The sequence below is a fragment of the Pseudomonas sp. WS 5410 genome (assembly GCF_012985645.1).
GTDB lineage: Bacteria > Pseudomonadota > Gammaproteobacteria > Pseudomonadales > Pseudomonadaceae > Aquipseudomonas > Aquipseudomonas shahriarae.
The window spans coordinates 257,441-269,621 of sequence record NZ_JAAQWS010000005.1; the positions used below are offsets into that span (position 1 = coordinate 257,441).

Sequence of the window (12,181 nt, forward strand, 5' to 3'; positions counted from 1 at the left end):
CAATTTGCTCTAAAGCCCCACACTTTTTCCGGTCATGACTTCCTATACTGCGACATAAGGTCGCACACATATCCAGACCTTTCAGGCCACTTGGCCGGCGGGCGCTCCGCTTGGGGGGCGATGGCAATAACGACAGGAGTGACTGGCATGATCCATCACGTCGTGGGGCTTTTCACCCATCCCGACCAGGAATGGCGGGAAATTCGTGGCGATAAAGAAGAAAGCATCGGCCACATGTACCTCACCCATACGCTGATTCTCGCGGCGATCCCCGCCGTATCAGCCTTTATCGGCACCACCCAGGTCGGGTGGGTCATCGGCAATCGCTCCCCGGTCATGCTGACCCAGGAAAGTGCGCTGTGGATGACCATCATGTCCTACCTGGCGATGCTCGGCGGCGTTGCGGTAATGGGCGCCTTCATCCATTGGATGGCGCGCACCTATGACGCCAACCCCAGCATGGCGCGCTGCGTGGCGTTCGCTACCTATACCGCCACGCCCCTGTTTATCGGCGGGCTGGCAGCGCTGTATCCGCATATGTGGCTGGGCATGGTCGTCGGTACGGCCGCCATCTGCTACACGGTGTACCTGCTCTATGTGGGGCTGCCGACCTTCATGAGCATCGACCCCGATGAAGGCTTCCTGTTTTCCAGCTCGGTGCTGGCGGTAGGCCTGGTGGTCCTGGTGGCGATCATGGCGTTTACCGTGATTGTCTGGGGCCTGGGCGTCGGTCCGATCTACACCAACTAGCCGTCTTTTCAGCGCAGGAACAGCCACCGCAAGGTGGCTTTTGCGTTATGCATGACCATTCGGCGCCTGACCGATTCGGAAACACTCCTGGATGCGGCATACTGGACATCTCTGGAGATATGTACAGCATGCCCGAGCAACTCAATACCCGCGTCGAAGATTGTTTCCTGCAAGCCGAATCCTTTTTCAAACGAAGCTTCAAACGCCCCCAGGTCAGCCTCAAGCTGCGTGGGCAGAAAGCCGGTGTCGCGCATTTGCACGAGAACCTGCTGCGCTTCAATCCCCAGTTGTACCGGGAAAACAGCCAACACTTCCTCAAACAGACGGTGGCCCACGAAGTGGCGCACCTGATCGCCCACCAATTGTTCGGCGAGCGCATCCAGCCCCATGGTGAGGAATGGCAGTTGATCATGCGCGGGGTCTACGAACTGCCGCCCGATCGCTGCCATACCTATGAGATTCAGCGTCGGCGGGTGACCCGCTATATCTATCGGTGCCCGTGTGCCGACAGTGACTTCCCGTTCTCGGCCCAGCGCCATGGGTTGGTGAACCAGGGGCGGCGGTACTTGTGCCGCAAGTGTCGGGGGACGTTGGTGTTTACCGGGGAGACTCGGGTGGAGTGAGGTTTTTTTGGGGGGGGTCACTGGCCCCATCGCGGCATAGGTATCTACACATCTTTTTAGTGATTCTTAGGTTTGTGTACATATCCGTTGCTGGGGTTACGGCGGCTATTGGTTCCGCCCTTACGGCGGCTCACTTTGGAAGAGCCCCAAAGTAAGCAAAGGGCTCTTGCCCCACCACTCGGCACCTCGCCTAGGCTCGGTGTGCCCGTCATCCGACATTGATTTGGGGGGCCGCCGCGATGGGCCATCCATGGCCCAGCGCTGCTAAACCGGCGTCCTGCCGGTTTACCCCCCAAATCAAAATCGGATGACGGCCAGCGTGGTTTAACGGGGCGCCTCAGATCAAAAGCAAAGCGAGGCGGCCTGACAGCCGACCTGATCGTCGAAGCCAGCTCCCACAGGGGGGAATGCAGCTTCGCGCCCCGGCTTTGCTGTTGCTGTTGCTCTGCTTTTGATCTGGCTTTTGATCTTAGGCGCCCCGTTAAACCACGATGGCCGCAGGCAGGTATTGCGCAGTGGGCACCCCGGCATGGATGCCGGGGTAGCCGCGACACGGCCAGGGATGGCCGATCGCGGCGGGCCCACGGAGCAATGCCTGACTGCGGGCATGCCGAGCCTAGGCGAGGCACCGAGTGGTGGGGCAAGAGCGCTTTGCTTACTTTGGCGCTTCTCCAAAGTGAGCCGCCGTAAGGGCGGAACCAATAGCCGCCGTAACCGCAGCAACGGATATGTACACAAACCCAATCAGCACTAGATAAAACAGTTGTCTAGATACCCATGCCCGCGATGGGGCCCGAACAGCCACTACCCCACCACCTTGGCCCCCCGCAGCTCGGCTATCCGCTGAGTACTGAAACCCAACTCCCCCAGCACCTGATCACTGTGCGCCCCCACCGCAGCACCGATATGCCTCGGCTCCGGCACCCCTTCGGAAAACTTCAGCGGGCAGGCCATCTGCGCCTGGAACGAGCCATCCCCGCGGGGCACCTGGCTCACCAGCTCGCGGGCCTGCAACTGCGGGTGCTGCAGGGCTTCGCCCAGACTGAGCACCGGCTCGACGCAAGCATCGACCCCGGCAAACAACGCACACAGCTCCTCGAAGCTGTGCCGCTCAAACTCCACTTGCAGCGCCTGCTTGAGGGCCTTTTGCTGTTCGGGCTTGGGCGACAAGCCCTGGGCCGCCAGCTCCGGGCGCCCCAGCGCAGTACACAATTGCTGCATAAACCCCGGCTCCAGGCTACCCACCGACAGCCAGCGCCCGTCCCGCGAGCGGTAGTAATCGTAGAAGCTGCCGCCATTGAGCACCTGGTCTTCGCGCCCAGGCTCCACGCCACACGCCAGGTAGGCCGCGCCGGCCATGGCGTTGAGGCTGAAGGCGCAGTCGGTCATGCTCACATCCAGGTACTGCCCCAGCCCACTGTGCTGACGAGCAATCACCGCCGCGAGCAGGCCGACCACGGCATGCAACGAGCCGCCGCCCACATCCGCCAATTGCACGCCCAGGGGCACTGGGCCACTGTCCTGGCGCCCGGTGTAGCTGGCGACGCCGGACAAGGCCAGATAATTGATGTCATGCCCGGCGCGGTCCTTGTAGGGGCCGGTCTGGCCATAGCCGGTGATGGACACATAGATCAGCTTCGGGTTGATCGCCTTCAACGCTTCATACCCCAACCCCAGGCGCTCCATGACCCCGGGGCGGAACTGCTCCAGCACGATGTCGTACTCCGCCACCAGTTGCCGCACGATCTCCAGCGCCTCGGGCTGCTTGAGGTCCAGGGCCAGGCTGCGCTTGTTGCGGTTGAGGTAGGCATGGCTGGCCGACACGCCACGGTCGTGGGGCGGCAACACCCGCAGCAGGTCCATGCGCGTGGGGGATTCGATGCGCAGCACCTCGGCGCCCATGTCTGCCAACAGCAGCGAAGCAAAAGGCCCCGGCAGCAAGGTCGAGAAATCCAGCACTTTGAGGGACGCCAAGGGGCCTGACATGGGAGCTCCGATTCCGATTCGATGGAACACAGAGTAGGCAACCTTTCGCGGCAGCGGCAATCACCGTAAGCATCATCGACAGTGACCGTTGTGCTCGTGCGCCCATAAAAAAACCCATCCGAAGATGGGTTTTTCAGTGCTGCGTCAGCGTTTACTTAAGCGCTGGTGCCGGGCCTTCGGCCACGCCCAGGTCATCCAGTTCGCGGGTTTCGGAGATACCGGTACCGCCGGAAGCCAGCTCGCTTTGCAGCTTGTCGGTGTCCAGTTCCTTGACCCACTTGGCCACAACGATGGTCGCTACGGCGTTACCGACCAGGTTGGTCAGGGCACGGGCTTCGGACATGAAGCGGTCGATACCGAGGATCAGCGCCAGGCCGGCAACCGGCAAGTGGCCAACCGCCGACAGGGTTGCAGCCAGTACAATGAAACCACTACCGGTCACGCCAGCAGCGCCTTTGGAGGACAGCAGCAGCACCAGCAGCAGGGTGATCTGGTGGGTGATGTCCATGTGGGTGTCAGTCGCCTGGGCGATGAACACGGCAGCCATGGTCAGGTAGATCGAAGTACCGTCGAGGTTGAAGGAGTAGCCAGTCGGAATAACCAGGCCCACCACCGACTTCTTCGCACCCAGGCGTTCCATCTTGATCAGCATGCGTGGCAGTGCGGACTCGGAGGAGGAAGTCCCGAGTACGATCAGCAGCTCTTCACGGATGTAGCGCACCAGCTTCAGGACGCTGAAGCCGTGGGCGCGGCAGATGCCACCCAGGACTACCAGCACGAACAGGATACAGGTGATGTAGAAGCAGATCATCAACTGGCCCAGTTGCACCAGCGAGCCAACACCGTAGGCACCGATGGTGAACGCCATGGCGCCCAGGGCACCGATTGGCGCGAGCTTCATGATCATGTTGATGATGTTGAACATCACGTGGGCGAAGCGATCAATGAAGTCCAGCACTGGCTTGCCGTAGGCACCCAGGCGATGCAGGGCGAAACCGAAGATCACCGAGAACATCAGCACTTGCAGGATATCGCCGTTGGCGAAGGCGCCGACGATGGTGTTGGGGATCACGTTGAGGATAAAGCCGACGATGCTCTGGTCTTTACCGGCAGTGACGTAGGCTGCGACTTTCGAAGCGTCCAGGGTCGCAACGTCGATGTGCATGCCAGCGCCTGGCTGCACTACGTTGACCACCACCAGGCCGATCAGCAGGGCGATGGTGGAGACGATTTCGAAGTACAGCAGCGCGTAGCCGCCGGTCTTGCCCACCGACTTCATGCTCTGCATGCCGGCGATGCCGCTGACAACGGTACAGAAGATGATCGGGGCGATGACCATTTTGATCAGCTTGATAAAGCCGTCACCCAATGGCTTGAGGGCCACACCGGTCTGCGGGTAGAAGTGACCGAGCAGGATACCGATAACGATGGCAACGATTACCTGGAAATACAGGGTTTTGTAGAACGGCTGACGAGTCGTCATTGCAAAGTTTCCTCAAGAGTCCCGTGGGGCAAATATCCGCCATTGCCCACGACACTTGAATTGCGAACCCTCCTGCACTGGAGGGATTTGTTTTGGCGAGCTGCTGGCTGGCAGATCTGTATTCCTTATCGCAAACGGCGTGCCACTTTCCGCAAAAGCCCTGGAGCCCACAAACCATGGGCCTGTCGGCTGTGCACCGGCAGCATTCTTGGTTGAGTCAGGTGGCGGATATCCGCCCATCACTCCAATCTCGTCCTACAATTTGGCGGATATCCGCCTTGTCCGCCCCAGGCGCGATGGCTACCATCGGCCACTCAATGGACGAGGCCCCTGCATGCGCGAACGCACCATCGCCAGTCATTACGCCCGCGCTGCCCTGGGCGGCGCGCGCCGGGCCGGCTACGATTACTCGAGCCTGTTGCAGCAGCTGGGGATTGCCCCGGAACTGCTGGCAGAACCCCGTGCGCGCATCGCGCCAGAGCAATTCACGCAGCTGTTGCAGCGGTTGTGGCAGGCGCTGGATGACGAGTACCTGGGCTTTGCCGATGGACCGAGCAAGCGCGGGACTTTCGCCATGATGTGCCACGCATTGATTCATTGCCGCACCCTGGAGAAAGCGCTGGAGCGCGGATTGTTGTTCTACAGCCTGTTCCCCCAGGGGCCGCGCTGGCGGTTGAGCCGTGAAGGCGACATGGCACGCCTGAGCCTGGATGACTCGCACCTGTGGGATCCGGATCACTTTTTGAGCGAGTCCCTGCTGGTGATCTGGCATCGCCTCGGCAGTTGGCTGATTGGCCAGCGTATCCGCCTCGAGCAAGCGACCTTCAGCTACCCGATGCCGGCCCATGCCAGCGAATACGACCTGCTGTTCCCTTGCCCGCTGGTGTTCAGCGCGGCCAGCAGCAGCCTGGTGTTCCCCAGTCGCTACCTGAACCTGCCGCTGTTGCAGGATGAACGCACCCTCAAACACTTCCTCGAACGCTCCCCCGCCGACCTGCTGTCCCGGCCAGACGAAGGCGACAGCCTGAGCAGCCAGTTACGTCGCCTGCTAAGCCGCGACCGCACACCCTGGCCAGACCTGGAAGCCGTGGCGCAGCACCTGCACATCAGCCCGCAGACCCTGCGCCGGCATTTACGGGAGGAAGGCACCAGTTTCCAGGCACTCAAGGATGAATTGCGCCGCGATATTGCGATTTTTCATCTGGGGCGGGCGGATTTGTCGTTGCAGGAAATTGCCGAGCAACTGGGGTTTTCCGAGCCGTCGGCGTTTCATCGGGCGTTCAAGAAGTGGACGGGGGTGACGCCGGGGGCTTATCGGGCGCAGGAGAGTTGAAGATGCAGTGTTTGGACGGGCGCCATCGCAGGCAAGCCAGCTCCCACATTTTGATGTGTGAACACAGTTAAATGTGGGAGCTGGCTTGCCTGCGATGGGGCCGGCGAATCAATAAAGGTCACAGTGCCGGAAAATGAATCCTGAACGCCGCGCCCCCTAAAGGAGAGTCCCCCAGGGTCAACCGCGCGCCATAGCTTTCAATAATGTCCTTGACCACCGCCAACCCAATCCCCTGCCCTGGATGCTGGCGATCCAGGCGTTCGCCGCGCTGCAGGATCCGCGCGCGCTGGTCGGGTGGCACGCCGGGGCCATCGTCTTCGATGCACAAGCGCACGCCATCGGCACTTTCATCCAGGGTCACGCGCACCTCGCTCAGGCACAGGCGGTAGGCGTTTTCCAGCAGGTTGCCGAGCAATTCCAGCAAAGCGCCCTGCTCGATGGGCACATCGCATTGCTCCGGCAACGCAAAAGACACCCGCACCCGCTTGTCGCGGTAGACCTTGTCCAGGGTGTCGCACAGGCTCTGCAGCACCGGGCGCAGGCGCACCTGGTGACGCACCAGGCCGCTTTTGCGCAGGCTGGCACGCTGTAACTGGTAGCTGATCTGTTGGCTCATGCGCTCGATCTGCGACTGCAGCACCCGCGCCTGCTCAAGGTCCTGGGGGCGCTGGGCCATGTCTTCACTCACGCCCTGCAATACCGCCAGCGGGGTTTTCAGGCTGTGGGCCAGGTCATCCAGGGAGTCGCGATAACGGGTGCGCTGCTCGCGCTCGCTGTGCAGCAGGCGGTTGAGGGAGCCGGTCAGGCGCAGCAGCTCCCGTGGGTGTTGCTCGCTGAGGCTTTCGCGGGTGCCGCCTTCGATTTCATCCAGTTCCTGGCTGAGCCGGCGCAAGGCTTGCAGGCCCCAGGTCAGGCCGATCCACAACAGGCTCAACAACACCAGCAAGGCGGCGCCGAAGCCCAGGTAGAGGTTTTCCCGCAACCCTTCAAGGGTCACCTGGTATTCGCGCACAGGTTGCAGGGCAACGATACTGAACGCCGCGCTCTTGCCCCCCAGCAGCTTGACCTCGACGTCATACACGAAGAATTCCTGGCCGTTGGCCTCGCGAATCTTCGCAAACTCGTTACCGCGCCCGTCGTAACGCGGGCGGTAGTTGATGTTTTCTTCCCTGGTGGCCCGCGAACGCCAGACCAGATGGCCTTCGCGGTCATAGATGTAGCCCAGCAGGCGGCTGTCGGTCAGGTTGAAGCGCTCATCAGGCAACTGTGCCGGCATCAGCAAGCGGTTGTTATCGACCCGCGCGGCAGAAATCAGCGTGGTCACATCCGACGCCAGGCGCTGCTCGATGGAATCCTGCAACGCCAGGCTGAACGCGCCCTGCATCGCCGGCAACAGCCCCAGCATGAACAACACGGCCAGGGTGGTGGCCGCCAGCATCAGGCGCACACGGAGCGAACGGATCAACGGCAGCGCTCGTTAAACAGGTAGCCCAGGCCGCGCACGGTGTCGATGGGCTTGAACCCGGCCGGGGCCTCGAGCTTGCGACGCAGGCGGCCGACCAGCACTTCGATCACATTCGGATCGCGCTCGTCGTCATCGGGATAGAGCTGTTCCATCAACCGATCCTTGGCCACCACTTGTTGGTGGTGGCGCATCAGGTATTCGAGGATCCGGTACTCATAGGCCGTCAGCGCCAGGGGCTGCTCGTCGAGGGACGCCTGCTTGCGGTTGAGGTCCAGCAGCAACGGGCCGGCGACGATGGTCGATTGGGTAAAACCGCTGGAGCGGCGCAGCAGTGCGTTCATTCGTGCTTCCAGCTCTTCGAACTGGAACGGCTTGACCACATAGTCGTCAGCCCCGGCGGCCAGGCCTTCGACCTTGTCCTGCCAGTTGCCGCGTGCCGTGAGGATCAGGATCGGGAAGGTCTTGGCCTGGGCCCGCAGTTGACGGATCAGGTCCAGGCCGCCCATGCCTGGCAGGCCCAGGTCGATGATCGCCAGGTCATGATTGAATTGCCCGGTCTGGTACAGCGCTTCTTCGGCGTTAGCCACGGCTTCGACCACGTGACCGCTGTCGCCAAGACGGGTCAACAGGTGATGGCGCAACAACGCCTCATCTTCGACAACCAGCAATTTCATAACACTCTCCAAGGCCAATCCACTGTCCTGCAGGGAAACATGATAGCGGCCCTGAAGGTATGCTTGCGCAGTTTACGGCCGTTGAACTGAACACAGTCTGAACCGGCGGGCTACCCAGGTGTGTGCCGCCCCGTGCAGAATAGCCGGCATGAACCCGATACCCGCCTGCTGCACCCCACTTGATGACCATTGGCCGCTGCCCGACACGTTGCCCGGCACGGTGTTCCTGAGCACCCGCTTCGAGCCTAAATTGCTTGAGGCCGGCGACTTCCAGCGCTGCGCCGTGCCGCCACCGGCCAGTATCCAGCGCTCGGTGGCCAAGCGCCAGGCCGAGTTTCTCGCCGGCAGACTGTGTGCCCGCGCCGCCTTGCAACAGCTCGAAGGCCTGGACTGCATCCCCGCCATCGGCGAGGACCGCGCCCCGGTATGGCCAGGCCATATCAGCGGTTCGATCACCCACAGCACCGGGCATGCCGCGGCCATCGTCGGGCATAAGTCGCAATGGCGCGGGCTGGGCATGGACCTGGAAAACCTGCTGTCCCTTGAACGGGCCGAGCGCCTGGCCGGGGAAATCCTCACCCCGGATGAACTGCAACGCATGGCCGCCGGGCCACGAGAGCAGATTGCGCAATGGGTGACGCTGACGTTTTCGGCCAAGGAGAGCCTGTTCAAGGCGCTCTACCCGATCGTGCAGAAGCGCTTCTATTTTGAACATGCCGAGGTGCTGGAGTGGTCTGAAGCGGGCTCGCTGCGCCTGCGGTTGCTGACGGACCTGTCCAGTGAGTGGTGTTATGGCAAGGAGCTGGAGGCGCAGTTTGCGGTGCATGAGGGGCAGTTGTTGAGTTTGGTGGCTATCGGCGCCTGATAGATAGCTATCGCAGGCTCAAGTTTTGTCCTGGTCCCGAGGCCAACTCAGGCTGAAGCAGGCGCCACCCAGGTTATTGCTCTTGCTGATCAACGCCCGCCCGCCGTGCCAGTAAATAATCCGCCGCACAATCGACAAGCCCAGGCCATGCCCGCCCGAGGCGCGGGTGCGGCTGTCATCCAGGCGCAGGAATGGGGTAAAGATCCGCTCCCAGGCACTTTCCGGAACCCCTGGGCCATCGTCTTCGACGTCGATACGGCATCGCACCTGGCCCACCTGGTAGCTGATCAGCACCCGCGACTGGGCATGGCGCATGGCATTGCTCACCAGGTTTTGCAGGGCGCGGTGCAGGTAGCGCGGCACGGCATCGACCCAGGCAGCGTCCAGATGGGCCGATGACAGGCACACCCCCCGCGCCACTTCGATCCCCGGCCGCAGCGGCGCCAGTTCCTCGATCACCTGATCGAGCAAGGCACTCAGGTCGACCCGCTGGAAACTCAGGGCCGGCGAGCCCTGCTCCAGGCGCGCATAGGTCAGCATCTCATCCACCAGGCCGTCGAGGTCCTGGATATCGCTGTCCATGCCTTCCATATATTTACGCCGGGCTTCGGGCGTAGCGGCGTCGCCGATCATCTCCAGGCCAAAACGCAGGCGCGCCACCGGCGTACGCAGCTCATGGGACACCGCGCGCACCAGTTCGCGCTGGATCGCCAGCAGGCGCTGCAAGTGCTCGGCCATGCCATTGAAGGCCGCCGCCAGACGCCCTACCGAGTCAGCCCCGCGTGCCGGCACCCGGGCTTCCAGGTTGCCTTTGGCGATGCGCGTGGCGGCCGCTTCCAAGCCACGCAGGCGGCGCTCCAGTTGGCGCACCAGCAAGTACACGATCAGGCCGATCAGGGTCAGGCCGATCAGGGCAATCAGCACCAGCCATTGCGCCGGATAAGGGTTCATCTGGTACAGCGGGCCGATTTCCAGAACCCATGGCGTGCCGACCATGCCGGCAAACACGCGGATCGAGTCGCCCCCCTTGCCCAGGGCCATCACCGTGTCGCCTTCGGCCACGCGACGCCGCTGGTCCTCGTCCATGTCGGCTTCGTCCAGCTTCAGCAGGTGCATCTCAAAGCCGAAGCCCTTGGCCTCTTTCAGGTCAGCCAAGCGTTGCGGCTGCTCGGCCACCGGAAACCGCACCAGTTCGTCGGCCAGCAAATAAATGGTGGCCCGGGCCAATTGCTCGCTGATCTGCTGCACTTCGCCGCTGAGCAGCAGTTCCTCTTTCTCACTGACCAGGCGCAAGACCCGCGCCGCATGGGGTCCGGTCTGCTCCACCAGGACCTGGCCGCGTTGCAGGCGATTGCGCTGGCTCAGGTCCAGGCGGGCATCCGCCACCGCCTGCAATTGCAAGGGAATCCCCAACAACCGCTCCCACACCGCCAGGGCGCGCTGGCGCTCGATACTGCTCATCGGTTGCAGGTTGTCGCCCATCAGGGCAAAGGTGCCGTGGGCCAGGCGTTCGCGGTACTGGCCGCTGCGCACCTCATTGAGCAGGTGCAGGGCCAGGACGCCGAGCAGCGCCACCAGGATCAGCGCCGCGCACATGCCGCCGTAGATGCGCAGGAAGATCGAGTTCACGACAGCATATCGGCAGCAGCTTCGGGGACGAACAGGTAGCCTTTGCTGCGAATGGTCTTGATCAGGCGCGGGTGGATGGGGTCGTCGCCGATTTTCGGGCGGATCCGCGAGATGCGCACGTCAATGGAGCGGTCCTGGCCGTCGTAGCCGATGCCGCGCAGGGCGGTGAAGATTTCTTCGCGGGACAGGATACGTCCGGCATTGGCCACCAATAACCACAGCAGGTCGAATTCGGCGCTGGTCAGCTCGATGCCGCCGTCGTGCAGCCAGGCTTCGCGCAGGGCGTTGTCCACTACCAGCGGGCCGAACTGCAGGCGCCGCTGCTTTTCCGGGACGGCGGGCTCGGGGCTTTCGCTGCGCCGCAGCAAGGCCTGGATCCGCGCCAGCAGCAGGCGCGGGCGCACCGGCTTGCACACATAGTCGTCGGCGCCCATGTCCAGGCCCAGGACCTGGTCCATGTCGTCGGTTCGCGCGGTGAGCATCAGGATCACCCCGTCGTAGCGCTCGCGCACCTTGCGGCAGATGCTCAGGCCGTCTTCGCCGGGCAGCATCAGGTCGAGGATCACCAGGTCCGGCTGCTCGGCAATGATCCGCGCCACCGCCTGGGCCCCGTCGCCCTCTATCGAGACCCGCAGGCCGTGGCTTTCCAGGTAGTCACGGGTCAACTCAGCCAGACGCTGGTCATCCTCGACAATCAATACCTGCCAGGCTTCTTGCTCCACGGGTGGTCCTCGTTTTTATAAGCGATCTGTCAGGACTGCGCAGGTTCAAATGTGGCAGCGGGCAAGCCAGCCCCCCTATTTTGATCTTCGCCAGCCGTACCTAATTTGTCATGCACAAAGGGCATAATCGTGTAGGAATGAAGGCCGATTGTAGCCATGGCCCCGCCCTCAAACACAAGCCAGGAAATGCATTCGGTGATCGCCTTTTTTTGTGATAGGGTTCGCGCCCGCAAAAATCCAAGCGGGTGTTTTCGGCTTGGCATATTCGGTGACAAACGGCGCGATGCAGCAGTACTGCGGCCTACACGGCGGTTCCACCTTTCATACACATTTTACCCACAGCGTTATCCACAGGTAGTGCGTTGCTAAGCCTTCCAAAACGCATTATCTTGTACCTCGTCGCTAAAAAACCCCTACATGTAGGGTTTCAAGCGAAAAGACCAAACACAAATCAGACAAGAAACTCAAGCCCTTTCTTGCTCCTGTTTGGTGGAACTTAAACCTTTTTCGAAAGCCCAAACCGCGCACGCGGATGGCTGCTGTTTTCCAACCCCGAATGGGAGAAAGCGGTACGGGTGTTGCAATACAAGCAACACCCACTCAGGAATACGGCAAAGAGCTTAAGGCTCGGAACCGAAGACTTCGGCATGG

General features: G+C 62.0%; 10 protein-coding genes. 4 read left to right on the forward strand and 6 right to left on the reverse strand.

Features of this window, described 5'->3' with window-relative positions; all coding sequences use genetic code 11:
• Positions 1 to 147: 147 nt before the first annotated feature.
• Together HBO24_RS10375 and HBO24_RS10380 are read left to right on the forward strand one after the other, a co-directional pair.
• Complete coding sequence (locus HBO24_RS10375) at positions 148 to 750, forward strand: Yip1 family protein (RefSeq protein ID WP_057439628.1); 603 nt, start codon at positions 148 to 150, stop codon at positions 748 to 750.
• Positions 751 to 878: 128 nt separating this feature from the next.
• The gene (locus tag HBO24_RS10380; RefSeq protein ID WP_057960419.1) at positions 879 to 1,373 is read left to right on the forward strand and encodes a SprT family zinc-dependent metalloprotease; all 495 of its coding nucleotides are present in this window, start codon (positions 879 to 881) and stop codon (positions 1,371 to 1,373) included.
• A gap of 804 nt (positions 1,374 to 2,177) precedes the next feature.
• On the opposite strand, the gene HBO24_RS10385 is transcribed toward HBO24_RS10380, so the two are convergent.
• Together HBO24_RS10385 and HBO24_RS10390 are read right to left on the reverse strand one after the other, a co-directional pair.
• A complete protein-coding gene (locus tag HBO24_RS10385) occupies positions 2,178 to 3,359 on the reverse strand; it encodes a CaiB/BaiF CoA-transferase family protein (RefSeq protein WP_057439677.1) in 1,182 nt (393 codons plus the stop codon).
• A gap of 151 nt (positions 3,360 to 3,510) precedes the next feature.
• On the reverse strand, positions 3,511 to 4,842 hold the full coding sequence (locus HBO24_RS10390; protein WP_057439678.1) for a dicarboxylate/amino acid:cation symporter: 1,332 nt from the start codon (positions 4,840 to 4,842) through the stop codon (positions 3,511 to 3,513).
• A gap of 334 nt (positions 4,843 to 5,176) precedes the next feature.
• Here HBO24_RS10390 and HBO24_RS10395 point away from each other — a divergent pair, with 334 nt between their 5' ends.
• Positions 5,177 to 6,175 (forward strand): AraC family transcriptional regulator, encoded by a 999-nt coding sequence (locus HBO24_RS10395; protein WP_057960421.1) that lies wholly within the window; start codon positions 5,177 to 5,179, stop codon positions 6,173 to 6,175.
• A 118-nt stretch (positions 6,176 to 6,293) separates the two neighbouring features.
• Here the strand turns inward: HBO24_RS10395 and HBO24_RS10400 are convergent, their stop codons facing one another.
• Together HBO24_RS10400 and HBO24_RS10405 are read right to left on the reverse strand one after the other, a co-directional pair.
• Positions 6,294 to 7,640, reverse strand: coding sequence for an ATP-binding protein (locus tag HBO24_RS10400; RefSeq protein ID WP_057439679.1), 1,347 nt, complete (start codon positions 7,638 to 7,640; stop codon positions 6,294 to 6,296).
• A complete protein-coding gene (locus HBO24_RS10405; protein WP_057960423.1) occupies positions 7,637 to 8,314 on the reverse strand; it encodes a response regulator transcription factor in 678 nt (225 codons plus the stop codon). Before HBO24_RS10405 ends, HBO24_RS10400 begins: the two co-directional genes overlap by 4 nt.
• 148 nt (positions 8,315 to 8,462) lie before the next feature.
• Here HBO24_RS10405 and HBO24_RS10410 point away from each other — a divergent pair, with 148 nt between their 5' ends.
• Entirely contained in the window at positions 8,463 to 9,179 is a 717-nt protein-coding gene (locus HBO24_RS10410; RefSeq protein ID WP_170059656.1) for a 4'-phosphopantetheinyl transferase superfamily protein, read from the forward strand.
• Between the two features lie 18 nt (positions 9,180 to 9,197).
• On the opposite strand, the gene HBO24_RS10415 is transcribed toward HBO24_RS10410, so the two are convergent.
• Complete coding sequence (locus HBO24_RS10415; protein WP_170059657.1) at positions 9,198 to 10,808, reverse strand: ATP-binding protein; 1,611 nt, start codon at positions 10,806 to 10,808, stop codon at positions 9,198 to 9,200.
• Positions 10,805 to 11,530: a response regulator gene (locus HBO24_RS10420; protein ID WP_115128762.1), complete on the reverse strand. Its 726-nt coding sequence runs from the start codon at positions 11,528 to 11,530 to the stop codon at positions 10,805 to 10,807. The genes HBO24_RS10415 and HBO24_RS10420 overlap by 4 nt, the downstream gene beginning before the upstream one ends.
• Between the last annotated feature and the right edge of the window lie 651 nt (positions 11,531 to 12,181).

What these genes read in the sequence shown, in the direction of transcription:
- HBO24_RS10410 (WP_170059656.1), top strand. Translation starts at nt 8,463, where the DNA reads ATGAACCCGATACCCGCCTGCTGCACCCCACTTGATGACCATTGGCCG.
- HBO24_RS10385 (WP_057439677.1), bottom strand. Translation starts at nt 3,359, where the DNA reads ATGTCAGGCCCCTTGGCGTCCCTCAAAGTGCTGGATTTCTCGACCTTG.
- HBO24_RS10380 (WP_057960419.1), top strand. Translation starts at nt 879, where the DNA reads ATGCCCGAGCAACTCAATACCCGCGTCGAAGATTGTTTCCTGCAAGCC.
- HBO24_RS10395 (WP_057960421.1), top strand. Translation starts at nt 5,177, where the DNA reads ATGCGCGAACGCACCATCGCCAGTCATTACGCCCGCGCTGCCCTGGGC.
- HBO24_RS10375 (WP_057439628.1), top strand. Translation starts at nt 148, where the DNA reads ATGATCCATCACGTCGTGGGGCTTTTCACCCATCCCGACCAGGAATGG.
- HBO24_RS10390 (WP_057439678.1), bottom strand. Translation starts at nt 4,842, where the DNA reads ATGACGACTCGTCAGCCGTTCTACAAAACCCTGTATTTCCAGGTAATC.
- HBO24_RS10405 (WP_057960423.1), bottom strand. Translation starts at nt 8,314, where the DNA reads ATGAAATTGCTGGTTGTCGAAGATGAGGCGTTGTTGCGCCATCACCTG.